Annotated in this window: 30 protein-coding genes; 10 read left to right on the forward strand and 20 right to left on the reverse strand. The window is 54.5% G+C overall.

The genetic code is table 11. The features are described from left to right. Positions 1-78: 78 nt before the first annotated feature. From infB to pip, 6 genes are all read right to left on the reverse strand, one after another. Positions 79-2,577, reverse strand: coding sequence for a translation initiation factor IF-2 (gene infB, locus V6N04_RS10575; RefSeq protein WP_371170129.1), 2,499 nt, complete (start codon positions 2,575-2,577; stop codon positions 79-81). Then, on the reverse strand, positions 2,574-3,212 hold the full coding sequence (locus V6N04_RS10580) for an RNA-binding protein (protein WP_371170130.1): 639 nt from the start codon (positions 3,210-3,212) through the stop codon (positions 2,574-2,576). Before V6N04_RS10580 ends, infB begins: the two co-directional genes overlap by 4 nt. Positions 3,213-3,236: 24 nt before the next feature. Then, entirely contained in the window at positions 3,237-4,856 is a 1,620-nt protein-coding gene (nusA, locus tag V6N04_RS10585; protein ID WP_371170131.1) for a transcription termination factor NusA, read from the reverse strand. A gap of 4 nt (positions 4,857-4,860) precedes the next feature. Continuing rightward, positions 4,861-5,445: a ribosome maturation factor RimP gene (gene rimP / locus V6N04_RS10590; protein ID WP_371170132.1), complete on the reverse strand. Its 585-nt coding sequence runs from the start codon at positions 5,443-5,445 to the stop codon at positions 4,861-4,863. A 127-nt stretch (positions 5,446-5,572) separates the two neighbouring features. Then, positions 5,573-6,598 carry a RhuM family protein gene (gene rhuM, locus V6N04_RS10595; protein WP_371170133.1) on the reverse strand — a complete coding sequence of 342 codons (1,026 nt, stop codon included), beginning with the start codon at positions 6,596-6,598 and terminating at the stop codon, positions 5,573-5,575. 54 nt (positions 6,599-6,652) lie between these two features. Continuing rightward, positions 6,653-7,642: a prolyl aminopeptidase gene (pip, locus tag V6N04_RS10600; protein WP_371170134.1), complete on the reverse strand. Its 990-nt coding sequence runs from the start codon at positions 7,640-7,642 to the stop codon at positions 6,653-6,655. 56 nt (positions 7,643-7,698) lie between these two features. Here pip and ubiG point away from each other — a divergent pair, with 56 nt between their 5' ends. Beyond that, positions 7,699-8,451, forward strand: coding sequence for a bifunctional 2-polyprenyl-6-hydroxyphenol methylase/3-demethylubiquinol 3-O-methyltransferase UbiG (ubiG, locus tag V6N04_RS10605; RefSeq protein WP_371170135.1), 753 nt, complete (start codon positions 7,699-7,701; stop codon positions 8,449-8,451). Positions 8,452-8,456: 5 nt separating this feature from the next. Here the strand turns inward: ubiG and V6N04_RS10610 are convergent, their stop codons facing one another. From V6N04_RS10610 to V6N04_RS10630, 5 genes are read right to left on the reverse strand one after another with little or no spacing between them, the layout of a single operon-like run. Continuing rightward, a complete protein-coding gene (locus tag V6N04_RS10610; protein ID WP_371170136.1) occupies positions 8,457-9,242 on the reverse strand; it encodes a GNAT family N-acetyltransferase in 786 nt (261 codons plus the stop codon). Beyond that, the gene (locus V6N04_RS10615; RefSeq protein ID WP_371170137.1) at positions 9,239-9,685 is read right to left on the reverse strand and encodes a MarR family winged helix-turn-helix transcriptional regulator; all 447 of its coding nucleotides are present in this window, start codon (positions 9,683-9,685) and stop codon (positions 9,239-9,241) included. Before V6N04_RS10615 ends, V6N04_RS10610 begins: the two co-directional genes overlap by 4 nt. Continuing rightward, entirely contained in the window at positions 9,685-10,503 is an 819-nt protein-coding gene (locus V6N04_RS10620) for a carbon-nitrogen hydrolase family protein (RefSeq protein ID WP_371170138.1), read from the reverse strand. Before V6N04_RS10620 ends, V6N04_RS10615 begins: the two co-directional genes overlap by 1 nt. 3 nt (positions 10,504-10,506) lie before the next feature. After that, the gene (grxC, locus tag V6N04_RS10625; RefSeq protein ID WP_371170139.1) at positions 10,507-10,764 is read right to left on the reverse strand and encodes a glutaredoxin 3; all 258 of its coding nucleotides are present in this window, start codon (positions 10,762-10,764) and stop codon (positions 10,507-10,509) included. A gap of 51 nt (positions 10,765-10,815) precedes the next feature. Then, positions 10,816-11,532: a double zinc ribbon domain-containing protein gene (locus tag V6N04_RS10630; RefSeq protein WP_371170140.1), complete on the reverse strand. Its 717-nt coding sequence runs from the start codon at positions 11,530-11,532 to the stop codon at positions 10,816-10,818. Positions 11,533-11,549: 17 nt separating this feature from the next. On the opposite strand from V6N04_RS10630, the gene V6N04_RS10635 reads away from it, so the two are divergent. Together V6N04_RS10635 and hemH are read left to right on the forward strand one after the other, a co-directional pair. After that, a complete protein-coding gene (locus V6N04_RS10635) occupies positions 11,550-12,395 on the forward strand; it encodes a methyltransferase domain-containing protein (protein ID WP_371170141.1) in 846 nt (281 codons plus the stop codon). Between the two features lie 51 nt (positions 12,396-12,446). Beyond that, positions 12,447-13,481 carry a ferrochelatase gene (hemH, locus tag V6N04_RS10640; RefSeq protein ID WP_371170142.1) on the forward strand — a complete coding sequence of 345 codons (1,035 nt, stop codon included), beginning with the start codon at positions 12,447-12,449 and terminating at the stop codon, positions 13,479-13,481. 3 nt (positions 13,482-13,484) lie between these two features. On the opposite strand, the gene V6N04_RS10645 is transcribed toward hemH, so the two are convergent. Beyond that, a complete protein-coding gene (locus V6N04_RS10645) occupies positions 13,485-14,405 on the reverse strand; it encodes a hypothetical protein (protein WP_371170143.1) in 921 nt (306 codons plus the stop codon). Between the two features lie 98 nt (positions 14,406-14,503). Here V6N04_RS10645 and hslV point away from each other — a divergent pair, with 98 nt between their 5' ends. From hslV to V6N04_RS10660, 3 genes are read left to right on the forward strand one after another with little or no spacing between them, the layout of a single operon-like run. Next, positions 14,504-15,061: an ATP-dependent protease subunit HslV gene (gene hslV / locus V6N04_RS10650; RefSeq protein ID WP_371170144.1), complete on the forward strand. Its 558-nt coding sequence runs from the start codon at positions 14,504-14,506 to the stop codon at positions 15,059-15,061. Next, positions 15,058-16,365, forward strand: a complete 1,308-nt coding sequence (hslU, locus tag V6N04_RS10655; RefSeq protein WP_371170145.1) for an ATP-dependent protease ATPase subunit HslU — start codon at positions 15,058-15,060, stop codon at positions 16,363-16,365. Before hslV ends, hslU begins: the two co-directional genes overlap by 4 nt. A gap of 55 nt (positions 16,366-16,420) precedes the next feature. Next, entirely contained in the window at positions 16,421-17,515 is a 1,095-nt protein-coding gene (locus V6N04_RS10660; protein ID WP_371170146.1) for an alpha/beta hydrolase, read from the forward strand. A gap of 3 nt (positions 17,516-17,518) precedes the next feature. Here V6N04_RS10660 and V6N04_RS10665 read toward each other — a convergent pair whose 3' ends face one another. Genes V6N04_RS10665 through V6N04_RS10675 form a run of 3 tightly spaced genes read right to left on the reverse strand, consistent with a single transcriptional unit; the run spans position 17,519 to position 19,802 of the window. Beyond that, on the reverse strand, positions 17,519-18,112 hold the full coding sequence (locus V6N04_RS10665) for a Smr/MutS family protein (RefSeq protein WP_371170147.1): 594 nt from the start codon (positions 18,110-18,112) through the stop codon (positions 17,519-17,521). Then, positions 18,112-19,143: a murein transglycosylase A gene (gene mltA, locus V6N04_RS10670; protein ID WP_371170148.1), complete on the reverse strand. Its 1,032-nt coding sequence runs from the start codon at positions 19,141-19,143 to the stop codon at positions 18,112-18,114. Before mltA ends, V6N04_RS10665 begins: the two co-directional genes overlap by 1 nt. Continuing rightward, positions 19,143-19,802 carry a Tim44/TimA family putative adaptor protein gene (locus V6N04_RS10675; protein WP_371170149.1) on the reverse strand — a complete coding sequence of 220 codons (660 nt, stop codon included), beginning with the start codon at positions 19,800-19,802 and terminating at the stop codon, positions 19,143-19,145. Before V6N04_RS10675 ends, mltA begins: the two co-directional genes overlap by 1 nt. A gap of 105 nt (positions 19,803-19,907) precedes the next feature. Here V6N04_RS10675 and V6N04_RS10680 point away from each other — a divergent pair, with 105 nt between their 5' ends. Then, positions 19,908-20,408 (forward strand): FxsA family protein, encoded by a 501-nt coding sequence (locus V6N04_RS10680; protein ID WP_371170150.1) that lies wholly within the window; start codon positions 19,908-19,910, stop codon positions 20,406-20,408. Here V6N04_RS10680 and idi read toward each other — a convergent pair. After that, positions 20,388-20,909 carry an isopentenyl-diphosphate delta-isomerase gene (gene idi / locus V6N04_RS10685; RefSeq protein WP_371170152.1) on the reverse strand — a complete coding sequence of 174 codons (522 nt, stop codon included), beginning with the start codon at positions 20,907-20,909 and terminating at the stop codon, positions 20,388-20,390. The two genes, V6N04_RS10680 and idi, sit on opposite strands and share 21 nt — an antisense overlap. Before the next feature lie 117 nt (positions 20,910-21,026). On the opposite strand from idi, the gene secB reads away from it, so the two are divergent. Next, positions 21,027-21,518: a protein-export chaperone SecB gene (gene secB, locus V6N04_RS10690; RefSeq protein WP_371170153.1), complete on the forward strand. Its 492-nt coding sequence runs from the start codon at positions 21,027-21,029 to the stop codon at positions 21,516-21,518. 12 nt (positions 21,519-21,530) lie between these two features. On the opposite strand, the gene dnaQ is transcribed toward secB, so the two are convergent. The 4 genes from dnaQ to V6N04_RS10710 are packed head-to-tail and all read right to left on the reverse strand — an operon-like array spanning position 21,531 to position 24,283. Continuing rightward, the gene (gene dnaQ, locus V6N04_RS10695; RefSeq protein ID WP_371170154.1) at positions 21,531-22,262 is read right to left on the reverse strand and encodes a DNA polymerase III subunit epsilon; all 732 of its coding nucleotides are present in this window, start codon (positions 22,260-22,262) and stop codon (positions 21,531-21,533) included. Next, complete coding sequence (gene coaE / locus V6N04_RS10700) at positions 22,255-22,854, reverse strand: dephospho-CoA kinase (RefSeq protein ID WP_371170155.1); 600 nt, start codon at positions 22,852-22,854, stop codon at positions 22,255-22,257. Before coaE ends, dnaQ begins: the two co-directional genes overlap by 8 nt. Beyond that, the gene (locus tag V6N04_RS10705; RefSeq protein ID WP_371170156.1) at positions 22,851-23,687 is read right to left on the reverse strand and encodes a shikimate dehydrogenase; all 837 of its coding nucleotides are present in this window, start codon (positions 23,685-23,687) and stop codon (positions 22,851-22,853) included. The genes coaE and V6N04_RS10705 overlap by 4 nt, the downstream gene beginning before the upstream one ends. Continuing rightward, the gene (locus tag V6N04_RS10710) at positions 23,684-24,283 is read right to left on the reverse strand and encodes a Maf family nucleotide pyrophosphatase (RefSeq protein WP_371170157.1); all 600 of its coding nucleotides are present in this window, start codon (positions 24,281-24,283) and stop codon (positions 23,684-23,686) included. Before V6N04_RS10710 ends, V6N04_RS10705 begins: the two co-directional genes overlap by 4 nt. 397 nt (positions 24,284-24,680) lie before the next feature. On the opposite strand from V6N04_RS10710, the gene V6N04_RS10715 reads away from it, so the two are divergent. Both V6N04_RS10715 and rho read left to right on the forward strand, forming a co-directional pair. Next, positions 24,681-25,130, forward strand: a complete 450-nt coding sequence (locus V6N04_RS10715; RefSeq protein ID WP_371170158.1) for a CopD family protein — start codon at positions 24,681-24,683, stop codon at positions 25,128-25,130. A 134-nt stretch (positions 25,131-25,264) separates the two neighbouring features. Beyond that, positions 25,265-26,536, forward strand: coding sequence for a transcription termination factor Rho (gene rho, locus V6N04_RS10720; protein WP_371170159.1), 1,272 nt, complete (start codon positions 25,265-25,267; stop codon positions 26,534-26,536). Positions 26,537-26,547: the final 11 nt, after the last annotated feature.

Genomic DNA, 26,547 nt, shown 5'->3' on the forward strand with positions numbered 1-26,547 from the left:
TTTCTGCATAGTTCATCTGGGTGAACGAAAAAGGGGACGGTTGAACCGTCCCCTTTTCTTTTTGTGGTCGCGCTCGAATTACTCGAGCGAACGCTCAACTTCTTCACGTTCGAAGATCTCGATCACGTCGCCGGGGCGAATGTCTTCGTAGTTCTCAAACGCCATGCCACATTCTTGACCCGAGATCACCTCTTTGACCTCGTCCTTGAAGCGCTTCAGTGTCTTCAGCGTACCTTCGTGGATGACCACATTGTCACGCAGCAGGCGCACGCCAGCCGAACGACGGGCGACACCTTCGGTAACCAGACAACCAGCAACCTTGCCGACACCCGACACCTTGAAGACTTCGCGGATCTCCGAGTAGCCGATGAAGTTCTCGCGAACCTCGGCCGACAGCAGGCCGGAAGCCGCCGCTTTCACGTCGTCCACAAGGTCATAAATGACCGAGTAGTAGCGGATCTCGACACCCTTTTGGTTGGCTGTGTTGCGCGCAGATGTATTCGCACGAACGTTGAAGCCAATCACTGGGGCGCCTGACGCTTCCGCCAGACCGATATCTGACTCCGTGATCGCGCCAACACCATAGTGCAACACGCGAACGCGGACTTCGTCGTTGCCGATTTTCTCCATCGCTTGAACGATGGCTTCGGCAGAACCTTGCACGTCGGCTTTGACCAGAATTGGCAGCTCGGCGACATCTTCGTCAGCTTTCGCTTTTGCCATCATCTGTTCAAGCGTGGTCGCAGCACCAGCCGCAGCGCGTTTGTCTTTGGCTGCCTGATGACGATACTCCGCAATCTCACGCGCCTGTGCTTCGGTATCAACAACGTTCAGAACGTCGCCTGCCTCTGGTGTACCGTTCAGACCAAGCACTTCGACCGGGACCGAAGGACCGGCTTCTTGAACACGATCTCCGCGATCATTCACCAGCGCACGGACTTTACCGTATTGCTCGCCCACAACGAAAATATCGCCTTGTTTAAGCGTCCCGTTCTGAACCAGAACAGTAGCAACAGGTCCACGACCCACATCAAGCTGAGCTTCAATGACTGCACCTGAAGCGGCACGTTTTGGGTTGGCTTTCAGTTCGAGGATTTCCGACTGCAGCGCAATCGCTTCCAAAAGAGTATCAAGCCCAGCGCCTGTGATGGCCGAGACCTCAACATCCTGCACGTCGCCGGACATTTTCTCGACGATCACTTCGTGCTGCAGAAGTTCTGTACGCACTTGATCAGGGTTCGCGGATGGCTTGTCGCATTTGTTGATCGCAACAATCATTGGCACATCAGCCGCCTTGGCGTGGTTAATCGCTTCGATGGTTTGCGGCATGACCGCATCATCAGCGGCGACAACCAAAACCACGATATCAGTTACCTGAGCACCGCGCGCGCGCATCGACGTAAACGCAGCGTGACCAGGAGTATCGAGGAACGACAGGACTGTGCCGTCATCTGTTGCAACTTGATAAGCGCCGATGTGCTGCGTGATACCGCCAGCTTCACCCGCCGTCACTTTCGCATCACGAATGGCGTCCAACAGAGACGTTTTACCGTGGTCAACGTGGCCCATGATCGTGATGACCGGAGGCCGCGCGACAAGATCTTCGTCTTTGTCGTCAACCTGATCGATCACGTCTTCCACGTCAGCATCCGAGACCCGGACGATTTTGTGTCCAAACTCTTCGATGATCAGTTCAGCAGTGTCAGCATCAATGGTTTGGTTTTGTGTAACCATCATACCCATATTCATGAGCGATTTTACGACATCCGCAACGCGTTCGGCCATGCGGTTGGCAAGCTCTGAAACCACGATGGCTTCTGGCAATTGCACTTCGCGAATGACCTTTTCCCGCTCGACATTCTCACCCATGGCTTTCTGACGCGCGCGTTCTTGCTTACGGCGCATAGATGCAACCGAACGGTGACGATCGCCGCCGCCACGCAGAGCTTGGTTCAGCGTCAGTTTTCCAGACCTGCGGCCGTCATCGCGACCACCCTTGGTATTTCGGTTCTGACGGTCATTGGCGCCACCGCGGTCATCTTTCTTGCGCGGGGCCGACGCCGTCTTGCCTGGACCACGTTGTTCGGCAGCCTGCGCTGCAGCCGGATCGGCGGCGGGTGCGGGTTGCTTGGCACGGGCTTTGGCTTCTTCGGCCTCACGCTTCTTGCGCTCATCTTCGACTGCCTTGGCCTTCAAGGCCTCTTCGCGCTCACGCTCTTCGCGTTCTTTGGCTTCAGCCTCTTCGCGGCGACGGCGGCGGCTTTCGTCGCGTGCCTTTTCTTCCGCTTCGCGTTTTGCGGCTTCTTCCGTCTCGCGTGCTTTGGCTGCCTTAAGCGCCTTCATACGGCGCTCCAACTCGGCATCTGAAATACCTGCGGGACGTTTCTTAGGGTCACCCGCTGCCGGAGACGCGGCACCAGCGCCGCCAGCCGCGCCCGGCTTGGGCACGACAATGCGCTTACGTTTCGTTTCGACCACGACGTTTTTCGTCCGCCCGTGGCTGAAGCTCTGCTTCACTTGACCGGGGCGTCCACCGCCACGCAGTCCCAGGGTCTTTTTACCGTCATTATCGCTCATCTGATCTTCGTACCTTTCCGGTGACCCTTGCCACCGTCGCTATCTTGCACGCGCATCGCTTGTAGTTTCTTGGCTTCCTGTACAACACGAGATGCCAAACCACCAGACGCAAGCGCGCCATGTATCACATTTTCACGCCCGAAGGCCAATCCCAGCTCATCTGCCGTAAGACAGGTAAAGAACTGGTCTTTGCCTTGCGGCGGGCGAAGCTTCGATTTGCCCCGCTCTGACCCGTCAGAGGCCTGGATCAAAACCGCAGCCTGTTCCTTAACAAGCCAGTCTTTCACCTTTTCAAACCCGGCGACCGCACCGCCCGCTTTTCGGGCAAGGCTGATCAGGTGAACAACCCGTGCCGCCAACCCTTTTTCCAGCATCGGCAGCAAGTCATCCGGCACAGATACCTGCTGTTTTGCCCCGCGAGAGAACAGACCCTTAGTGGCCGCTTTCTCAAGCGCAGAACGATCCGCAGACACCCAAATCCCGCGACCGGGCAACTTGCCCAAAAGGTCCGGCACCACCGACCCATCGGGCCCTACGACAAATCGGATCATTCCAGCGGATGGCTGGGTTTCCCCGGTCGCAATACAGCGCCGTTCGGGCTCTTCCGGCCGCGTTCTATGGCCACCGCGCGTCATGCGCCGTTCCTCCGAGACCTGAGATCAGGCCTCGGCCTCCTCGGTTGCCAGTTCGTCTTCGCCTTCGGCCTCTTCTGTTTCAAGTTCAGCAGGATCGACCCAACCCAGCATAATCCGGGCGGTCATAACCATGTCTTGTGCCTGTTCCAGCGTGATGCCAAATTTCTCAAGCGAGCCATCGTCTTTCGAACGCTCGCCATCCACGGTGGTCCAGCCTCCAGCCAGCTCCCAGTCCGCACAGGTTGCGAAATCTTCCAGCGATTTCACGCCGTCTTCTGCCAGCGCTTCGACCATCTGAGCGGTCAAACCTTCGAACGCAATCAAGCTGTCTTCGACACCCAGCGCACGCGCATTCTCCAATGCTTTGGCATTCTGAGCTTCCAGATAATCGCGTGCACGAGCCTGAAGTTCACCTGCAGTGGCTTCGTCAACACCGTCGATGACCAGCAGCTCGTCAACTTCGACATAGGCAACTTCTTCGAGGTTTGTGAAACCTTCAGACACGAGTAGCTGGGCGAAGAATTCGTCCAAATCGAGCGTTTCCATAAACAGCGCGGTGCGCACGGCAAACTCTTTCTGGCGACGTTCGCTTTCCTCGGCGTCTGTCATGATGTCGATGTCGAGGTTTGTCAGTTGCGAAGCCAAACGTACGTTCTGACCGCGGCGACCAATGGCCAGCGACAATTGCTCATCGGGGACCACAACCTCGATCTTACCAGCTTCTTCGTCCAGAACAACCTTCGACACTTCGGCAGGTTGAAGCGCGTTCACAAGGAATGTCGGCTGGTCTTCGTTCCACGGGATGATGTCGATTTTCTCGCCCTGAAGCTCGTTCACAACAGCCTGTACCCGCGATCCACGCATACCAACACAAGCGCCAACGGGATCAATCGAGTTATCATACGAGATCACAGCGATCTTCGCACGCGAACCGGGGTCGCGGGCAACGGCCTTAATCTCGATGATACCATCGTAGATCTCTGGCACTTCCATCTTGAACAGTTCGGCCATGAACTCTGGCGCAGTGCGCGACAGGAAAATCTGTGGGCCGCGCGTCTCGCGACGGACATCTTTGATGTAGCAACGGATACGGTCGTTCGGGCGATAGCTTTCGCGGCCGATCTTTTCGTTGCGGCGCAGGATGGCTTCACCCGTGCCCACATCAACGATGACATTGCCGTATTCTTCGCGTTTGACCTGACCATTGATGATCGTGCCGGCGCGGTCTTTGAATTCTTCGAACTGGCGATCACGCTCGGCTTCGCGAACTTTCTGCAAGATCACCTGCTTAGCGGACTGCGCAGCAATCCGGCCCATTTCAACGGGTGGAACTTCTTCGACGAACGTGTCGCCGATGGCTGGGTTTTCCATGTATTGCTTAGCTTGCTCAACGGTGAACTCAGCCTGATAGTTTTCCAGCTCTTCTTCTTCGACCACGGTGCGTACACGAGTGAAGGTGGCGCGACCGGTCTTACGGTCGATGGCCACGCGAATGTCCATTTCAGCGCCGTAACGCGACTTAGCAGCCCGTGCGAGGCTTTCTTCCATCGCCTCAATAACCAGCCCCGGGTCGATCATCTTCTCACGAGCGACGGCCTCGGCAGTTTGGAGCAGCTCCAACTGGTTTGCAGAAGTAATAGCCATGATCTCAGTCCTCCTCAGAACCGGTGATTTCTTGAATTTCATCAAACTGAGCTTCGTCGATCTGCCCAGCATCTTTGCGTTGGCTCAAAGCCTCGCGGATAAGTTCATCTGTCAGTACAAGCTTGGCTTCTGACAGCCAGTCAAAGTCCAGACCAATGGTGACGGTCTCGCCTTGGTTTTCGATCTCGATCAGAACCTCGTTGCCTTCGGTCCCCGCCAATACGCCCTTAAAGCGCTTGCGGCCGTCAATCAGTTCAGAGGTCTCGATCTTGGCAACATGACCGCTTGATGCGTCGAAATCTTTCAGACGCGTCAGCGGACGGTCAATGCCGGGCGACCCAACTTCGAGCGTATAGTTGTCTTCGATTGGATCCTCGACATCCAACAGCGCGCTAACGGCGGTCGAGATCTCGGCGCACTCGTCAACTTCGATCCCACCTTCGGGACGTTCAGCCATGATCTGAAGCGTCGCAGTCTTGCCGCCCATCAGGCGCAGACGAACAAGTTCAAACCCCATGTCTTCGATGACAGGTTCGACAATGTCGGCGATCCGACGATCTATCGCTGCTTTGGCAACAAGGTTGCTCACACGTATCTCCAAAACAAAAAAACGGGCCAGCGGGCCCGTCGGAATTTCCGGTGGAGCTTCGGGGGTGGAGGCCGAAGCGCCGCTGTTGTGAAGGGATATAGGTCAGATGCTGCGGGGATGCAAGGGGTCACCGCTTGGTTCGCGGAAGGCGCTTAACTTCTTGGGCAAGTGCGGCGATATCTTCATCCGCCTTTTTGTGGCGCTCGACCTTCTTGGCTTCTTTGTATTTGGCGTATTCGGTGCGTGCATGGCTGTCAGCTTGTTTCTTGCTGACTGTACCTCCGTCCCGCAAAACAACACGTCCCAAATTATCCAGTTGTTTGTCCAAAAGCGACTGCACGTCTAGCATCGTCGCAAGCCTGCCAAGATCAGCCTGATCTTCAAAAATATCGAGCAATATTGTAGTGAGTCGATTAAGCTCTTTTAGTTCGGTTTCAGCTAAGTAATTTTTGGACACAGTCACATCTGTTTTGCGGATGTTGTCGTTTACCCAGTTGGTCAATCCCATATTTGGTGGTTTGGCGTCAGCTCGACCCATGATCACTTCTGCGGGTGTATGCGACACCACTGCATGAACAAGTTTAGCCTGGGTGGTCTTGTAGAAATCTACCCACTGCGCAGATCCTGATTTGTAATCAGAACACATCGCACAGATTGCTTTGAGTTCACGGTAGACATTGGCCTCATCAGAGCGAATATCCCGGATGAGCTCTCGTAACTCTTTCAAGCGATCCGTGTTTTCGGGATTCTTCAACCGAATTGCGTCTACTATAAATCCCTTCTTCGCGTATTGAACTAGGACACCTGTTGACCAACGGCGAAACAGCGTGGCTTGAGCCGAAGAAACCCGGTATCCAACCGATATTATCATGTCTAAGTTATACAGTGTGATTGGCCTTCCAATACTTATGTGAACTTTTTTCACAGAAGTCTCTTCGTCCAACTCTCCTTCATCAAATATTTTGACAATATGTTTCGTTACACTTGTCCGATCTTTACCAAACAATTCAGCAATCTGCGCCTGAGACATCCAAAGAGTTTCCCCTTCAAACCGGATATCTAGCATTGGGCCTCTATCGGTCCCATAAACCAGAAACCGGTCTCCGGTATTGTCGTCTTCGATCAAATGAATAGGGCCAGCTTCGTCGTTCATGATAATCTCATTTAGAAGAACATTTTAGCAACACTATCAGAGCAGAAGTAGGTATTAAACCCCCAGCGTATCGCGCTGACGTGCCAGCTTTTCCATCGTGTGCAACAGCTCATCCGCGATGCCGCGTTCGGACAATGCATGACCTGCCAGATGGATCATCCGCAACTCTGACGTTGGCCAGCGTTGATGCAGCTGCCACGCTGTGGTTGGAGGGCAGATCATGTCGTGGCGCCCCTGCACAATTGTGCCCGGAATCTGAGCAATACGTGGCATATCGCGCAGTATCTTGTTGTCCTCATCCAAAAACGCGCCATGGGTGAAATAGTGGTTTTCGATCCGCGCAAAGGCGCGCGCATAGTCGGCTGGGCTGTCGATCATCGTGCCCGTATTCTGGATCGAAGCCAACGCGTTTTCCCACCCGGTCCATGCTTTTGCATATCGTGTTTCTTCGCGTTGATTGCCTGAGAAAAGCCGGCGGTGATACGCCGCAATCATGTCGTGACGTTCATCCTCGGGAATCAGCCCTTCAAACCGCTCCCAAAGCTCAGGCCAAAACTTGCCTGCACCACCACCGTAGAACCAATTCAGTTCTGCCTTCGTGGCAAGGAACACGCCGCGCAGCACCAGCCAGGCAACACGCGTTGGGTGGGCTTGCGCATAGATAAGCGCCAAGGTCGCACCCCAGCTGCCGCCAAACACGACCCATCGATCAATCCCCAACGTCAGGCGGATATGTTCGATATCACTGACCAAATGCCACGTGGTGTTGGCTTCAATACTGGCGTGAGGTCGCGAGCGTCCACAGCCGCGCTGATCAAACAGGATGATCCGATAATCATCTGGATTAAAAAACCGTCGCATCGCGGGGGATGATCCGCCACCCGGTCCACCATGAAGAACCACAACGGGGATACCGTGCGGATTACCGCTTTGCTCTACATAAAGCTTGTGTCCATCGCCCACATCAAGCATCCGCCGATCGTAAGGGTCAATCGACGGATAGAGCCTCTGTGTCGCGTTGTTTTTTCCTGCGGCCTTGTCCATATGTCCTCTATATAATGGTGGGAACTTGCCCGCTATCAGAAAGAAAGTCGCCCGCGATGAATACTGACGCACAGACCACCGTTGATCCAGCCGAAGTGGCCAAGTTTGAGGCCATGGCTGCCGAATGGTGGGACACCACTGGCAAGTTTAAGCCGCTTCACATGATGAACCCGGTGCGTCTGGACTATATCACAAACCAGATTGCCGCGGAATTTGGACGGGATTTGAATGATGTGGAGCCTTTCAAGGGGCTGCGTCTGTTGGATATCGGTTGTGGTGGAGGCCTGTTGTCCGAGCCCATGACACGGCTTGGCGCGACGGTCGTTGGTGCCGATGCCGCAGCGGGAAACATCCCGGTGGCGCAGGTTCATGCCGAACAGATGGGGCTGGAAATCGACTACCGCCACACCACTGCCGAAGCGATGGCAGAAGCGGGCGAACAATTTGACGTCGTTCTGAACATGGAAGTGGTCGAACACGTCGCCGATCCACTGGCTTATTTGACCGCCTGTCAGAAATTGCTCAAGCCCGGCGGATTGATGGTGGCGTCAACGATCAATCGAAATCCGAAAAGCTTCATGGTTGCGATTGTCGGTGCTGAACATGTGATGCGTTGGCTGCCAAAAGGCACACATGAATGGTCCAAGTTTATCACACCTGACGAACTGGCTGATCTTATCGCCAAGGCGGGTCTGGATGTGGTGGATCGCAAGGGGATGGTCTTCAACCCACTGGGTTGGAGTTGGTCAATCTCGGACCGCGATTTGTCGGTGAACTATGCCATGGCATCGGTGAAGCCCCAAACCTGAACACGTCATTCTTTCGGCGGTAAGTACGCGCTGACGGTGGTTTCGGCCAGCGCGAATCCGGCGCGGCGATAAAGCCGCCCAGCATCGCTATTGGCATTTGCCACGATCACAGGACGAGCATTTGGTGCGCGTGCCCTCGCCCAATCAAGGCTCGCACAAAGAAGGGCCGAGCAGATACCGCGGCGGCGATAATCTTCGTGCGTTTGGACTGACTGATAACGAATCAGGCGATCATCGTGGAATATTCCCATATCACCGGCCAACCTATCGCCATCGAATGCACCGAACCATTGACCCAAACCCTTGCCAATCTGCGCGCGCCGTGCCGCCGACTTGTTGCGCAAGAAAGTGTCCATGCCACGCTCGACATAATCTTCCTTCAGCAGATCAATCTTGCCTATGGCTTCGCTTTGCGCCCAGTCTTCCATCGTCTGAAACGGGCGTATCACAATACCGTCTGGCGCTTCCGTTCGCTTGAGCTTACCCGGCAAAGATAGCGTATCTGCCTGCTCAACTTTAAGCTCTGTTTTCTCAAACACGGCTTCGATGTCGCTAAGCACAGGGCTGGCGATATCCCAGCCGATGCAAATGTGCTCTGCATCCGGGATATCCGCCCGAAATTGTGCGATCAGCGTGTCTGCATCCACGGGTGCAGCCTTAAACAACACGCGATTGCCAAACCAAAAATTCGGCTCGTCTGGCGTAGTCTGGACTATGCGGTCTGAAAATAACCGAACATCACACTGGCCTGACTGAACAAGCAGGTCCGTCGCAAACTCGAGTGTGTTCATTCGGCTTCGCTCAGCAGCTGACGCATTTCGCGCAAAACAGGCAACACCTGACGGACTTTATCGGGGCCAATCTTGGTAACCATGTTCGCAATGATGGGTGTGATCGCCTGAAGTGCCGCATCTCGTGCCGACCGTCCCGAAGGTGAAATAGTGACGAATTTACGCCGCGCGTCGTCCCAGTCAGGGCGAATATGCACATGACCCGCCCATTCCAGCTTGTTCAGCGTATTGGTCATCGCGCCCCGCGTGACGTGAAACGCTTTTGCCAACTGCGCCGGGCTTTTTTCTTCATTCAATCGCGCCAAATGGTTCAATACCGAGAAATGGCTCAGCTCCATCCCTTTCGGCAGCGCCTTTGACAAGCGATTTCGCGCCAGCTGGTCTGCCATGAACATTTCACTGAACAAAGCAACCGAAAGGGTTTCTACAGAGCTTTCCGACATCAAGGGCCTTCAAATTCGCGATCATGATCAAGCGACGGTACGCGTCGGCGCGACCTTCCCACGTCATCTAGGTCAAGATCAACCATTGTGATGCCCGGCGCGGTGCCTCCGTCCGCTAAAACCTCGCCCCAGGGCGAAATCACCAGAGAATGTCCATGCGTTGCCCGCTTTGGCCCATTCTGGCCGCATTGCGCAGGAGCAAGAATGAATACGCCGTTTTCGATGGCGCGGGCGCGCAACAGGCTTTCCCAATGTGCGCGGCCTGTCACCGGCGAAAACGCAGCGGGTGCCGTGATAATTGTTGCCCCCGCTTTGGCAAGCTTTCTGAACAAATGGGGGAACCGCATGTCATAGCAGATCGTCAACCCGATCTTGGCAAAGGGTGTATTCGCCACAACCGCCTGACGCCCGGGACGGTAACCCGCGCTTTCGCGATAAGTTTCCGTCTCGTCGATCTGGACATCAAACATGTGAATTTTGTCATAGTGGGCGGCAATGTCACCCTCCGGCGTGATCAAATAGCACCGATTGGCCAGACGGTCATCGTCGCAGTCTGTTTTGATAGCCAATGAGCCAATCATCAGCCAAATGCCCAGCGCCGCCGCTTCCGCCCGCATTTCTTTCAGGAACGGGTCCTGATCCTCGGTTGATAGAACGGCATCGCTATGACGCCGGCTGGTTGATACAATATTGGACACTTCGGGCGTCAATACGAACTCGGCACCGCCTTTTGCGGCATCGCGAACCATCTGGCGAACGACCTTAAGATTGGCGACAGGATCATCGCCTGCGGTGAACTGGATCAGAGCCGTTTTCATACTCTAACTCGCCAGAAGCGGATCCAATTTCCCGACCCGATCCAACGCCGATAGATCGTCAAACCCGCCCACGTGGATGTCGCCCACAAAAATCTGCGGCACGGTGTGGCCACCATGAGCGCGCTTCATCATTTCCTGTCGCTTTTCTGGGTTCATCATCACATCGATCTCATCGAACGAGACATTCTTGCCCTTCAATAGGCGCTTTGCCGCGTGGCAATACCCGCAAAGCGGAGAGGTGTAGATCGTGACTGGCTGCATAATGCGCTCCGTTATCAAACTGTCTCTGGTACGAGCCAGAACGAGCGAAACTTAGGAGCCAAGTCCCACGCGAGCAAGGGAAAGCACGCGGACGTGATCGGCACCCGCCACAAGACAGGCGCGCGTGGCTGCATCAAACGTCGCGCCCGAAGTCATAACGTCATCCAGCAGCAGAACATCGCGCCCCTGTAGCGCCACGGCGGGTTTTGAGTTCAGGCCAATCGCACCTTCCATGTTTGCAAAGCGTTGATCGGCTCCCATGCCATCATGCACCATGGTACGCCGCAATCGGACAAGTGCATCTGGTACACACTTAAGGCCCGTCTGAAAGGACATTGCCCGCGCAAGTTCTGCAGATTGATTATAGCGTCGCCGAAACAGTCGTGATCTGTGGATTGGGACCGGCACGATAATCGTTCTGTCGGTTAGCAAAGGGGCGGCGGCGCGCGCAAGCCAAGGGGCAGCTGCGCGCGATAATTCTGGGCGGTCGCCGTGTTTCAGCGCAAGTATCAGGCGGCGCGCATTCTCTGCATAAACCATCGCCGATCGCCCTTGATGCCAAGGTCGTTTGGTTGTCAGGCAGGCGTCACAATGAACCAGTTGACCGTCATCCTCGCCGGGCAGGGGATCGCCGCATAGGTCGCACACCAACCCTTCGATGAAAGGTGTGCCCTTCCAGCAGTCGCCACATAATCCAAAATCGGTGTCTGTGGGTGCATCGCAACTTACGCATTGCGGCGGATAAAGCGCGCCAAGCAGCATTTGCATTTTCCAAGCCTCCAACTATGTTCCGCGCCATGACGCAAGCTGATCCCACCACGCCACCAAAGCTTACCGACCGCGCGCAACTGCTGCAAAACCGCGCGCGCGCAAGGGATGAGGGCATGTTCCTGCAACAGCTCGCAGCTGATCAGGTGCAGGATCGCCTGTCAGAGGTTAACAGAACGTTTACCAACCCTGCCGTTGTCACAGGTTTCCCCCATGTGTGGCAAACCGTCTTCCCCGCAGCCAAGATCATTGCGGACGAAGAGACGCTGGATCTTGATCCTGGTGTCCACGATCTGGTGATCCATGGCCTGTGCCTTCATTGGGCAAACGATCCTGTCGGGCAGATCATTCAAGCCAAGCGCGCCCTTAAGCCCGATGGGTTGTTCATTGGGGTGCTGTTTGGCGGCCAGACACTGGCCGAGTTACGGGCGGTCCTGTCTGAAGTCGAAATTGAAATCACCGGCGGGCTATCTCCGCGCATTCTACCAATGGGCGAGATCCGCGACTTAGGCGCATTGCTACAACGCGCCGGTTTCGCACTTCCCGTAGCGGACAGTGATCTACGTGAGGTGTCGTATCGCTCCGTCGCCAGCCTGTTAGGTGACCTGCGGCTGATGGGAGAGCGAAATGCGCTGGAACAGAGACTATCCAAACCTCTCACTCGTAACTTCCTTACCATGCTCGAAGATCGCTATTCTTTGCATTTCCCAACCGACGACAACCGCATTAAGGCCAGCTTCGATCTTGTTTTCCTGACCGGATGGGCACCTGATGACAGCCAGCCAAAGCCATTGCGACCCGGCTCGGCAGCAGCTCGACTTGCAGATGCGCTTGGAACCGACGAAAACAACTTGTCTGATTGACTCGACAGCACCCGCCCGCAATTGATCCAACATAGCCAACGGAGCGTACCAATGATCATGGAAAAGCCTTCTGACCACCCAACGATCCCGCCCCGCAAGATCGGCGTTCTGTTCGCCAACCTTGGCACCCCCGACGGCTATGACTACTGGTCGATGCGCCGTTACCTGAGTGAGTTTTTGTCAGACAAGCGAGTCATCGATTATCCCGCGTGGAAATGGCAGCCGATCCTTCAAGGTATCATTCTGACGAAACGTCCGTTTTCATCAGGCGAAGCGTACAAGTCGATTTGGAACGAAGATGAGGGTGAAAGCCCGCTGATGACGATCACCAAGCAGCAAATCGTCAAATTACGGGCCGGACTGGAAAAACGATTTGGCGCTGAAATAGTCACTGATTTCTGCATGCGCTATGGCAATCCGTCGACAAAATCAAAGGTGCAAGAGATGGTAAAAGCTGGATGCGACCGCATCCTGTTCTTCCCGCTTTATCCGCAGTATGCGGGCGCTACGATGGGCACTGCAAATGATCAGTTCTTCCGCGCCTTAATGGATGAAACCTGGCAACCCGCCAGCCGTACGATCGAGCCTTATTTTGACGATCCAGCCTACGTCGATGCGTTGGCTCAGTCCGTTGAACGTGGCTATGCCGCTTTGGACACACGCCCCGATCTTCTTGTAGTGTCCTATCATGGGATGCCCGAGCGGTACCTTAAGCAGGGCGATCCGTATCATTGCCAATGCCAGAAAGGCACGCGGCTGTTGAGGGAACGGCTTGGTTGGGATGAGGGCGAGATCACCACGACGTTCCAGTCGGTGTTTGGCCCCGAGGAGTGGCTTAAGCCCTATACGGTGAAAGAGGTCGCGCGCCTTGCTGAAACGGGCAAGAAGAACATCGCCGTAATCGCACCCGCATTTTCAGCTGATTGCATCGAAACTCTGGAAGAAATTCAGGAAGAAATTCAAGAGGCCTTCATCGAAGCAGGCGGAGAGAGCTTCACCTATATTCCATGCCTAAACGATGACGACGCGCATATTGAGGCGCTGCTTGGCGTCGCAAAACGCAACTTGGCGGGCTGGACAGGTTAGTCTCTAATCCAGCTTCCAACCATGTTTTCGAAGTGTGGAGAGAATCTGATTGCTCACGTCGTCGGCATCGGCGCGGATCGCATTCTCGATGGTGAACCAGTAGAGATATTGGTCAAAATTAGGCCGCGCATTCTGGACGGCGTCAAACGCCTCTTCATATCCAAGCTCATGCACGTTTGCCGCAATATGGTGAAAGTCGATCTTCGAAAACAGGGCCGCTGGTTTATGGAAGAAATATCCAAACAATGCAGCAGAGGAGTTTTGCGTCACCACAAACCTGCACTCTTTTAAGGCTGGCTCCATCTGTCCTTCGACGACGCGCAGATTTGGATAGCGCTCGGAAGTTGCTTGAAGCGCCTTCCGTTCAGCGCTTGTATAAACTTCAGAGGGGTGAAGCCCCGCCAAAATTGGCGCATCGGCAAAATAAGTGGCGGTCCTTTCAAGCATCTCGATTGGACTGGCGGCCTGAAAACTTCGGTGATGCAACAGCCGGCCTTGCAATGGAACGTAAATAGGTCCGTCATAAGTCACGTTGTCCGCTGCGCCCTTAAAAAGCCATTTGCGCCACCGGTCGGCCCACGCACCCGCTGAATCTCGATCAATCAACGACGGGTCGAAGGTTTTGGTTGCGACCTCAAATTCCCACCGCTTTGCAGACGCCTCGATCCGCCAAAACGGATAGAAGTAGCTGCGCCGCATCGTCAGAGCATTTTTGTGAAGCGGATCATCCATCAGAAAAAGGGAGTACCCATTTCGCGCGGCTGATTTCAGTCGTTGATTGGGACTATTCTTGCGCAACTCAACCTGAAAGCCGCGATCCTCAATCGTCTCTGCGATCTTGTTTACAAAATTGAACTTACCAGAACGCGCCCGATCTAGCGGTTCTGGGTCAAGATACACTCGCAGGATTTTCGCCGTCGACATAGTCGCACGCTAGCCGCCCGTCACCACAAGAACAAGCTGGGGGTTCTTGTCTGATAGGTCGCTCGCGTCCATATAGGGTGAAATCGAACGGAGACGACATGGCAGATACAGATTTCCCCGGCTGGCACGGCACGACGATCATCGGCGTGCGCAAGGGCGGCAAAGTTGTAATTGCGGGCGATGGGCAAGTTAGCCTTGGACAAACCGTGATCAAAGGAACGGCTCGTAAAGTGCGTAGGCTTTCGCCCGGCGGATTTGACGTAGTCGCGGGGTTTGCAGGATCGACAGCCGACGCCTTTACCCTGCTCGAGCGGCTAGAAAAGAAGCTTGAGGCCACACCCGGGCAATTGGCGCGCGCTTCGGTCGAACTGGCGAAAGACTGGCGCACAGACAAGTATCTTCAGAAACTCGAGGCTATGTTGATCGTGACTGACGGGACAGACTTGCTCGTAATCACTGGGGCGGGCGACGTACTTGAGCCTGAACATGACGTGGCCGCCATCGGGTCAGGGGGAAACTTCGCCTTGGCTGCGGCGCGCGGCTTGATGGAGGGCGATCTGGACGCCGAAAGCGTCGCGCGCAAAGCCATGGCGATCGCCGCGGACATCTGTGTCTACACCAATGGGAACCTGACCGTTGAGGAAATCAGCAAATGACCGATCTGACCCCCCGCGAAATCGTTAGCGAACTTGATCGCTATATTATCGGCCAGAATGACGCCAAGCGCGCCGTCGCGGTCGCATTGCGCAATCGTTGGCGCCGCAAGCAACTGGCTGATGACTTGCGCGACGAAGTTTATCCCAAAAATATCCTGATGATCGGCCCTACCGGCGTCGGGAAAACCGAAATCAGCCGCCGCCTGGCCAAACTGGCCCGTGCGCCCTTTATCAAGGTTGAAGCCACCAAGTTTACCGAAGTTGGGTATGTCGGCCGCGATGTCGAGCAGATCGTTCGAGATCTGGTCGACGCCGCCATCATCCAAACTCGCGAGCACATGCGCGAAGACGTTAAAGCGCGGGCAGAGGCCGCCGCGGAAGATCGTGTGATCGAAGCGATTGCCGGTGAGGATGCCCGCGATGCAACACGAGAGATGTTTCGTAAGAAGCTCCTCTCGGGAGAGCTGGATGACCATGAAATCGAGCTCGAGGTCGCGGACTCTACAAACCCGATGCAGATGTTGGATGTGCCCGGCCAACCGGGGCAGGGTATGGGAATGCTGAACCTTGGCGACATGTTCGGCAAGGCTTTCGGGGGTCGGACAGTGAAGCGCAAGATGACAGTGCGCGACAGCTATGATGTTCTAATCTCGGACGAGGCCGACAAGCTTCTAGATGATGAAACAGTCACTAAATCGGCCCTAGAAGCGGTCGAGCAGAACGGAATCGTTTTCTTGGACGAGATCGACAAGGTTTGCGCACGCGCTGAGGCACGAGGTGCAGATGTCAGTCGCGAGGGTGTTCAGCGCGATTTGTTGCCACTGATCGAGGGCACCACCGTTTCGACCAAGCATGGTGCGATCAAAACAGACCATATTCTGTTTATTGCTTCGGGCGCTTTCCATGTCGCCAAGCCGTCGGATTTGCTGCCCGAGCTTCAAGGCCGCCTGCCAATCCGTGTTGAGCTTCGCGCGCTGACCGAAGAGGATTTCGTACGCATCCTGACTGAGACAGACAACGCCCTGACCCGGCAATACACCGCGCTCATGGGGACCGAAGAAGTTGAAGTCGAGTTCACCGAGAACGGCATCGCCGCCCTTGCAGCCATTGCCGCCGAAGTGAACCAGAGCGTAGAGAACATCGGTGCGCGCAGACTTTATACGGTTCTTGAGCGTGTGTTCGAGGAGTTGAGTTTCACGGCCCCAGACCGGGCGGGCGACAAGGTTGTCGTTAATAAAGAGTTCGTAGACACAAACCTTGGTGCCCTCATGACGTCAACGGATGTAAGCCGCTACGTGCTTTGATGCTTTGCAGATGCGGGCTCCTCTTGTATCCAAGGGGTAGATTAAGGAGCCCGCATTGCGTTTCATTCAATTTCTCGCCTTAGTTTTGCTGCTGACCTCCTGCGCGCCGCGCGGAGAAATCACGCTTTACGCGGGTGCGGCTAGACAAGGGGACGTTCAGCGTATTTTTGTGGGCACAACACGCGAAATCAACGAAATGGGGTTTCCAAGCGGGCAGCGCAGTCGGAACCTGATCTTCGGTCGGTTTGATGTCTCAGTCCCCTCAGAGCGTGAGCCCGGGAGTGTGACTTGGCCGGGCCGTCAGACACCCGACCCCGAAAAGCACTTCCTGGTCGATAACTTCATGCCATTGCCCACGATCAAGGCATTTCAAACTTCGATCCGGCAAGCGCTTCGAACCCGCAGAAACGAAGGCCGTACGGCGGTCCTGTTCGTCCACGGGTTTAACAACAAATTCTCCGAGGGGCTTTATCGCTTTGCCCAGCTATCCGAAGATTTGGAGTTGCCCTTCCTTCCCGTCCACTATTCTTGGCCCAGCGCCGGGCATCCGTTGGGCTACGGCTATGATCGCGACTCTATGCTGATCGCGCGTGACGGGCTTGAAACCACTATTCGGGCTGTCGGCGATGCTGGTGTCGACGAAATCATCCTTGTCGGACATTCGATGGGCGCTCTTTTGACGATGGAAACCTTGCGGCAAATGGCCATCGCAGACGGACGAAAAGGCTTGCGGAAGATCGGCGGCGTCGTTTTGCTGTCGCCAGACATCGACATCGACCTATTTCGCAAACAGGCTGATCGGATTGGTAAGCTACCTCAGCCATTCTATATCTTCTCGTCTTCTCGCGATTTGGCGCTGCGGTTGTCGGCCCGTATCACGGGGCAGACGGCCCGACTTGGCAACACAACAGATGTCGATAAGCTGGCCGCACTGGACGTCACGATGATCGACATATCAGCCTTTAGTGATGGGGCGCTGGAGCATAACACGGCGCTTGCGTCGCCGTCGTTCCTGCGGCTGTTGAAGTCCGTTCCAGATCTGAGTGTGGCATACGGTCAAGACCCAGCAGCGCGACCCGGATTACTGCCTGGTACTGTCCTTGTTGTACAAAACGCGACACGTTTGATTGTCCCAAATGCTCCAAATTAAACGTCAGCGGCGCCGTTTCAGATAGACGTAATACGCCCCCTGACCACCATGTTTCAAATGTGCCTCGGAAATCTGCAGGACATGCTGTCGCAACGGCGCGGATTGCAGCCATTGCGGCACCTGATGGCGCAGTACACCAAACCGAACGGGGATCGGCCCGCCATCGTCGCGATGTTTTCCTTTGCCCGTGATCACCAGAACAAGCCTGCGATTCATCGCGGCGGAGTCCAATATAAACCGGGTTAGGGCTGGGTGTGCCTGCGCGATTGTCATCCCGTGCAAATCGAGCCGAGCCTCTGGTGAAAGCCGGCCCTTCTTCATCTTACCAAAAGTCTTTTGATCCATGGCAAGCGCCTGACTTGCAACGCTGTCCGAAAGGGAAGGTGCAATATCATTTGGTTTGGAGCGAGGAAGGTTGTTCTCACCAACCCGAAATCTTGGGAGCTTTGCTGTCGCGGGCTTCTTCGGCTCGCCCATCAGTTCAACGGGCGGGAACTCCACTTGCGGCCGTGTTTGATGCAGTCGTTCTGTGCTGTCGGCAACCTTTTTCCAAAGCGCCTTATCCTCAGCGCTGAGATGTCGGGGTTTGCGCACCATTACTGGTCCTCGGGCAAGATGGCGAATGCGCGCTGGATGGGTAAAAGAACAACCATTCGTCCGTCGTCTCGAATTCGTCCAGCTAGTCGCCCCGCGTCATCGCCAGTTCCCCAGAAAATATCAGCCCTCTGCGCGCCCTTCACGCGAGAGCCCGTGTCCTGAGCAATCATTAACCGATTGAAAGGTTCCTTGCCTTTTTTCTCAAGCCACACGGGTGCACCAAGCGGCGTATACTTTGGATCGATTGCCACGGAACGATGTGCGGTGATGGATCGGTTCATTGCTCCCAAGGGTCCTTTATGGGCGGCAACATTTCCGATTTCACGAAAATAAACATAGGAGGGATTGGACATCAAAAGCTCGTGCCCGTCCTCAGGGTTACGCTTCACCCAGTTCTGGATTACCTGCTGAGAAACCTGATGTGGCGCGTAAACACCCTGCCGAACCAGCTCTTTCCCAAGCGACTTAAAGGTATGTCCATTAGAGCCGCCATAGCCCAACCGAATTGATCCGCCCTCTGCCAAGCGAATACGGCCCGATCCTTGGATTTGCAGAAATTGCAGATCAACGGGGTCTTCAACCCACGCAATCTCTAGTCCACGCCCCAAGAAGGCACCGCCTTCTTCGATCTCACGACGTGAGAAACCAATCTCACCTTTGTTCTGCTCGGGTGGCTTGCGATAAACGGGGTAGCGGTACCGGATCGACTGGGTTTTGGAGCCGCGAATCTCCGGCTCGTAGTAAGCAGTGAATAGCGGCGCCTTGCCATCATCGATTAACACAGGGCGGAAGAACAATTCAAAAAATGTTCTTCCATCGTCCTGCTCGGCCGCCAATGCGCAGATCGGGCGCCATTGTGGCTCGTCCAGATCGCGGCAGGTGTCTAAAAATACTCGAAGGGCGTCTTGATGGTCATCGTCATTCCATCCCTCGAGGTCATCAAAGGAAAGTATAGAAACTTCAGCCTTATCAAGGCCCGCAACCGCGGGAGAGCCCAAAAGGGCCAGCGCACATGCCAGCCCCCGAAACATCATCCACCCGTGGCGACAAGCTGCCAGTTGGGGTTGTCCGAACCCATGACGCGCGCAAATGTCCAAACATCGCGTTGCGGTTTTACTTCGTTCGGGTTGCCTTCGATAATGTCGCCGCCTTTGTCACGCACGACCGATGTCAGCTCGCCAATGAAGCGGACAGTGACTTCGCCCTCGCCGCTGGCGGCATCAAACTCGGCATCGTCAAGCTTCAACTCTCGCAGGCCAACAAACTTCGCGTCGACCGTGAGGCCTTTCTTCTCGCGATCTTCAACCACAGAGGCGAAAGTCTCGTACACATCATCCGATAAGAACGGCTTGATTTGCGCCAAATCCCCAGCTTCAAAGCCCATCAGGATCATTTCATACGCGCCGCCCGCACCACCCAGAAATTCACTTACATTGAACGAAGGCTCTGCGCCCTTCATGGCGGCCAACGCTTTTGCCGCAGGGCTGCCCTCGGGGACGTGATCGGTGATGTCGTTATCGGGTCCGCCTTCGATCACTTCAAACTGATCGCGTGTCAGACGACGATCGTCCTTTTGCGTCACTTGTGGCTTCTCAAAGCCTTCGCGCGTGCCAAGCACATCGCGCAGGCGCAAAATCAGAAACAGGGCAATTCCGGCAAGGACCAGAAGCTGGATCAGGGGTGAGCTCATTTATACCTCTTTTCAAGCGCCATATGGAAACGCGTTAACCGGAGACATATGTAGGTGCTGAACGGGGCCAAGTCCACCGTTCGAAATGAAAAGGAGACATGCCTTATGTGGCTTTTCGCATTGTTTATCGCGGTTCCGCTGATCGAGATCGCTTTGTTCATCCAAGTCGGAGGCGCAATCGGCTTGTGGCCAACGCTGGGAATCGTTGTTTTGACTGCCGTTATCGGGACCCACCTGATGCGCGCGCAAGGTGCATTGGCGATGTCACAACTACGTGAAAGCTTCGGTCAACTGAATGATCCCACCGAACCGCTGGCCCACGGTGCGATGATCCTGTTTTCTGGCGCACTGCTTTTGACACCCGGCTTCTTCACCGACTTTGTTGGGTTTGCGCTTTTGATTCCCGCGGTTCGGCGGGGCGTTTTTAAATGGGCGCGATCGCGTGTTCAGGTTCAAAGTTTTACGATGGGGCAGCAAGGCCATCCTCAGACACATCGCCCTGGAACAGATGAAGACGTAATAGATGGCGACTTCACCGATGTTACGCCAGAAAAGCGCCCCACACATCCAGGGGTGGAAGGCCCCTCAGGCTGGACCAAACACTGAGCGCGCGTGCTTCGACATGTAAATTTTCAGCCAAGGTGTGAAATTGTCAGGCTTCGCAGCAATCTGGCGCTCAAGGTCTTCGCGGATCAGCCATTCAATCGCCTGAACTTCATTCGGGTTTAACGTGATCTGTGGCTGAATATCGGTGTGAATGACGAACAGATCGACAACTTCATGTTCGATCAGACCACCGCCGACATCGGCCCGGTATTCAAGTGTCTCCACCCATTTCGGGGCCAGCCCGGTAATCCCCAGCTCCTCATCCAGACGGCGGACCGCGCATTCCGCGGGGCCTTCGCCCCAATGAGGGTGTGTACAGCAGCTATTCGCCCATTTGTTTGGTGTATGGTACTTGCCCGCCGCCCGTTGCTGGATCAGCACCTTGTCGCCGTGAAACAAAAACACCGACACTGCTTTGTGCTTCAGGCCCTTCACATGGGCCTCAAGTTTTTCAATTGGGGTCAGGTCATCACCAACCCAGGCAGGGATCATAACAGTCATATCGCCCAGATACCGCCAAAATCCGGTCGTTGAAACCCCTTGGTTGAGGGACTTGGTTGAGGGTCGATGGGCAAGGTGCTAAGCACACGCCAACAGTTTTTCCCGAAGGAGAAGATTATGGCCGACGAAGCCGCTACACCAACCGCCCCCGTTCCGCCCAAGATGCAAGTTCTTGGTCAGTTCATCCGCGATATGTCGTTTGAAAACATTCTGGCGCAAAAGGGCGTACAAGGTGAGGTTCAGCCCGACATCAATGTCGAGGTTGCACTGGACGCAAAGAAACGCCCCGTCGACAACCAGTTCGAGGTGATCTCGAAATACACGATTGGGTCGAAGAACAAATCCGGTGGCGAACAGCTGTTCCTGATGGAATTGGAATACGCTGGCATCTTTCAGGTCGAAAACGTGCCGGAAGATCAGCTGCACCCTTTCCTGATGATCGAGTGCCCACGCATGCTGTTCCCATTCGTGCGTCGTATTGTGGCCGACATGACCCGTGACGGAGGCTTCCCGCCGCTGAACCTGGACACAGTCGACTTTCTGGCATTGTACCGCCACGAGATTGAACGTCGTGTCGCCGCCGAAAAGGGCGATGCTCAGGTCAACTAAGGCTGATCTAACTTACCGGAACTTGTTCCAAATTGCGCCGTCGCCCAGCTTTTCTACGAAAGCATCATGGGCGGCGGTTTCTTTTTCGCTGATACGCGAGGGCAGTGGGCTTGGTCGCGGTTGTGGTCGCCAACTGCCTCCAGCGCTGCCCCCGGAAGACGCTCCATTATCGCTTGAGAGCACCAAGTCGGGCTGACGTCCGCCTATCAGCTCCAGATAGACCTCGGCCAGAATTTCACTGTCCAACAATGCGCCGTGTAACGTCCGCGACGAATTATCAATGCTGAACCGACGGCACAACGCATCCAGCGAAGCAGGCGATCCGGGAAACTTCTTGCGTGCGATTGCCAGTGTGTCGACCGCTTGTTCCCATGGGATTGCCGGCAAACCCATCCATTTCAGCTCTGCGTTCAAGAACTTCATGTCAAAACTGGCATTGTGGATGACCAGCTTCGCATCACCGATGAAATCCAGAAACGCCTGCCCGACAGCCTTGAACACCGGCTTGTCTTTCAAAGTCACCTCTCCGGCCTCGGCCGCGCGCGGCATATCCAAAAGGTCTGGGCCAATACCGTGAACACCAAACGCCTCATCCGGCATGCCCCGTTCGGGGTTGATGTACTGATGGTACGTCTTGCCGGTCGGCATATGGTTCATCAGTTCAAGACACCCGATCTCTACAATCCGGTCGCCACTTTCCGGATCAAACCCCGTCGTTTCAGTGTCGAGCACGATTTCACGCATGATCCAAACGCTCCTTCACATGGGCAACAACTTGTTTCACAGCTTGCCGTGCACCATCCATTGTCACAGTCGGAATAATGACGTCAGCCCTTGCCCTTTTTTCGGCATCTGGCACCTGCTTGGCAAGGATTGCCTCAAACTGTTGAGCGCTCATCGTACCACGGGCCAATACCCGCACGCGTTGAAGCTCAGATGGGGCAGAGACCACGGCGACAAGATCAACCTGGTCGGCCGCGCCAATTTCAAACAACAACGGCATATCTAAGAGAACGATAGGGGCGGGCGTTGTGTTTAAGAACTCCGCGCGATCATCCGCAACAAGCGGATGGACCACTGCTTCGATCTGTTTCAGCGCTGTCGGGTCATCGGTCAGCCAAGCTTTTAAGACTTCCCGATCTACGCCCTTCTCGGACACAGCTTTTGGGTAAAGATCGCGCATTGGTTCGACCGCGGCACCCCCCGGTGCATAAATTCGATGAACCGCGGCGTCTGCATCCCAAACCGGAATGCCTTCGTCCGCAAACATCTTGGCCGTCGTGGTTTTACCCATCCCAATCGACCCTGTTAGACCAATGATAAACGGCTCACTCATATGCCGAGAACAGCACTGCGTAGCGCATCATCAACAACAGGGCGCATTCCGAACCACCGCTCAAAACCCGGTACAGCTTGATGAAGCAGCATTCCAAGGCCATCCACGGTTACACAGCCGGCTTTTTCTGCTTCCTCAAGGAAGTGCGTTCTAAGTGGGGTGTAGACAAGATCTGTCACGACAGCACCGGGCTTGAATCCATCCAGCGGTGCGCGAAATTCTGTTTTGCCAACCATCCCCAAAGAGGTCGTGTTCACCACTGTGGTCGCTTCGTCCAACATATTTCCAGCCTGCAGCCAATCACAGACCTTGATGCGATTGCCGAATTCAGCACGAAGCGCGTCTGCGCGGGCGCGGGTTCGGTTGGCCAACCGGATTTCTGGCACGCCGACATCAATCAAGGACGCAAGAACAGCGCGCGCGGCACCCCCGGCACCAAATACAGCTGCCGGGCCTGCATCCGGCACCCAGTCCGACGCACCCTGGCGGAGGTTTTCTATAAACCCGTAACCATCTGTATTATCTGCATAAATTTTACCATCCGGGCGGAAAATCAAGGTGTTCGCTGCCCCAATCAGCGCGGCGCGATCTGTAACTGTATCGGCAAGGTTCAATACTGTCTCTTTGTGGGGAATCGTGACATTCACACCAACAAAACCTGCCATCGGTAGTGTGCGAATGACGTGCTCTAGGTTTTCGTTGGTCACTTGCATCGGGATATAGTGTCCAATGATCCCATTGGTCCGCAACCAATGGCCATGCAATCGCGGGGACAGGGAATGTCCAATCGGATCGCCAATTACGCCGGCCAAAGGAATTGTGTTGTCACTCATATTTCTAGATCTCCTCGCAGGATCAGGTATGACAGCAGCTCGGTCAGGGGCAAACCCAAAACATTGAAATAATCTCCGTCAATCTTTGAAAACAGCCGAACGCCTTCTTCTTCGAGTTTGTAAGCGCCAACTGCATGGCAAATGCTGTCCCAATTTCGCGAGACGTAACTTTCAATGTAGTCCGTCGACAAATCCCGCATCCGAAGCCGAACAACGCCAACATGGCGCCACAGCGGTTTGCCATCTTCGTAAATAACCGCGGCTGACAACAGGCGATGGGTCTTGCCAGACATAGCCAAGAGCTGAGCGACCGCTTCTGCCGCATCACGCGGCTTAGACAAAACCACTCCCCCTAGCTCTGCGACTTGATCACAACCGAGAACCAATCGGCCCGGATTTTTCTCGCTGATCTTGCGCGCTTTGAATTCCGCCAGAGCGTCCGCTAGATCCCGAGGGCGCGCACCTTCAGCCTCTAACGACGCTTTGATCATCTCTTCATCAATGCGGGCCGGTTGCACCTCGGTCTTAACAGCTGCATTTCGCAACAGAGTATTTCTAATCTGCGAGGCCGAGGCCAAGATCAAAGTTGTGCTCATCTGATAACTCTGTGGACAATCTCTGTTTGTTCCGGTGTTCCGAAACGTGAATAACTGGGGTTCTGCGGGTCGAGCGGGAAAACTCGCGTAATTACTAAGACAGTTTCCTTATTTCTTCCACTGTGGAACTTGAACTCAGCTGCGTATGTATATTTTCGTGCGATACGAAATTGTCCCTTAAGTTATCCACAGCGATAACATCCAACTATCTCTAATTTTCAGCGGTTTTATAGCTTTCTTCGAGCGGCCAGCTACGACTTATACACCTGTGAATAAAAGACTGGATATCTAGATAATCCCCATTATCCACAGACCCTACATAATCATCATCTTTCTTTCTTCTTCTTTATTATTTTATGAGGGATGATAGCAAAGCATCTGAACAGGAGTGCTTAGAATGGGTGAGTTCCTTGCCGATATTTATCCTTGGACGAAATCTCTGCACATTGTGTCAGTGATTGCGTGGATGGCTGGTATTTTTTATTTGCCCCGCCTGTTTGTCTATCACGCCGAAGTGGTAATATCAGGATCTGAGACGGATTCACTATTTCAAACCATGGAACGTCGCCTTTTAAAGGCAATCATGAACCCTGCTATGATCAGCACATGGGTGTTTGGCTTGCTGTTAATTGGGACACCGGGTGTTGTTGATTGGACGATGATTTGGCCGTGGAGTAAGGGTTTATCGGTCCTTCTTATGACTTGGTTTCACATGTGGCTTGGTGCGCGTCGCAAGGAATTCGCATCGGGCAGTAATTCGTTGCCGGGTCGGCGGTACCGGATCATGAATGAGGTCCCGACGGTTCTTTTGATCATCATAGTCTTTTCGGTCGTCTTCAAATTCTGACAAGATTGACTCCACTCGCGATCGGCCTTATGTGATTACCCAACGCGGGCCGTCCGGCCACGCATGTTTCCCAATTCTGAAATGACCGCATAGCCCATTGGCACGCCGTTCATAGATAATCCCAGAGTATTGATATGTCCGACAACCGTCTGAACCTTGCTGAGCTGAAAGCCAAAAGCCCGAAAGAGCTTGTGAACATGGCCGAAGAGCTTGAAATCGAAAATGCGTCAACCATGCGCAAAGGCGAGATGATGTTCTCGATCTTGAAAGAGTTGGCCGATGATGAATGGATCATTGGCGGCGATGGAGTGCTGGAAGTTGTTCAAGATGGCTTTGGTTTTCTTCGTTCACCAGAAGCAAACTATCTGTCCGGCCCTGATGATATCTATGTCTCGCCCGAAGTGATCCGTCAGTATTCGCTACGCACCGGGGATACGATTGAGGGGATCATCCAGGCACCTGGCGAGAATGAGAACTACTTTGCCATTACCATCGTTGAGAAGATCAACTTTGGTGATCCAGAACTTGCCAAGCACAAAGTTGCTTTTGACAACCTGACACCGCTTTATCCTGATGAGCGTCTGAAGATGGAGATCGAAGATCCTACCATCAAAGATCGCTCGGCTCGTATTATCGACTTGGTGTCACCGATTGGTAAAGGTCAACGGTCGTTGATCGTGGCACCGCCTCGGACGGGTAAAACGGTGCTGCTGCAAAACATCGCGCACTCAATAGAAGCCAACCATCCAGAGTGCTATCTGATTGTTCTATTGATCGACGAGCGCCCAGAAGAGGTGACGGACATGCAGCGTTCGGTGAAAGGGGAAGTTGTATCTTCGACCTTTGACGAGCCCGCGACGCGCCACGTGGCTGTCGCCGAGATGGTGATTGAGAAGGCCAAGCGCTTGGTGGAACACAAGCGTGATGTGGTTATCTTACTTGACTCGATCACACGTCTTGGGCGCGCTTTCAACACGACCGTGCCGTCATCAGGTAAAGTTCTAACCGGTGGTGTGGATGCGAATGCTCTGCAACGTCCTAAACGCTTCTTTGGCGCAGCCCGGAATATCGAAGAAGGTGGATCGCTGACCATTATCTCAACGGCTCTGATCGATACTGGTTCGCGCATGGATGAAGTGATCTTTGAAGAGTTTAAAGGCACTGGTAACAGCGAGATTGTTCTGGACCGTAAGGTTGCTGATAAGCGCGTCTTCCCAGCTATCGACATTCTTAAGTCCGGGACACGGAAAGAAGAGCTGCTGGTTGATTCGAAAGACCTTCAGAAAACATATGTTCTGCGTCGTATCTTGAACCCAATGGGCACGACAGATGCGATTGAATTCCTGATTTCGAAGTTGAAACAGACCAAATCTAACGGTGAATTCTTCGATTCCATGAACGCATAACTTATTGTTAT

The sequence above is a fragment of the Aliiroseovarius conchicola genome, assembly GCF_041403445.1.
In the GTDB taxonomy this organism is placed as follows: Bacteria; Pseudomonadota; Alphaproteobacteria; order Rhodobacterales; family Rhodobacteraceae; genus Aliiroseovarius; species Aliiroseovarius conchicola.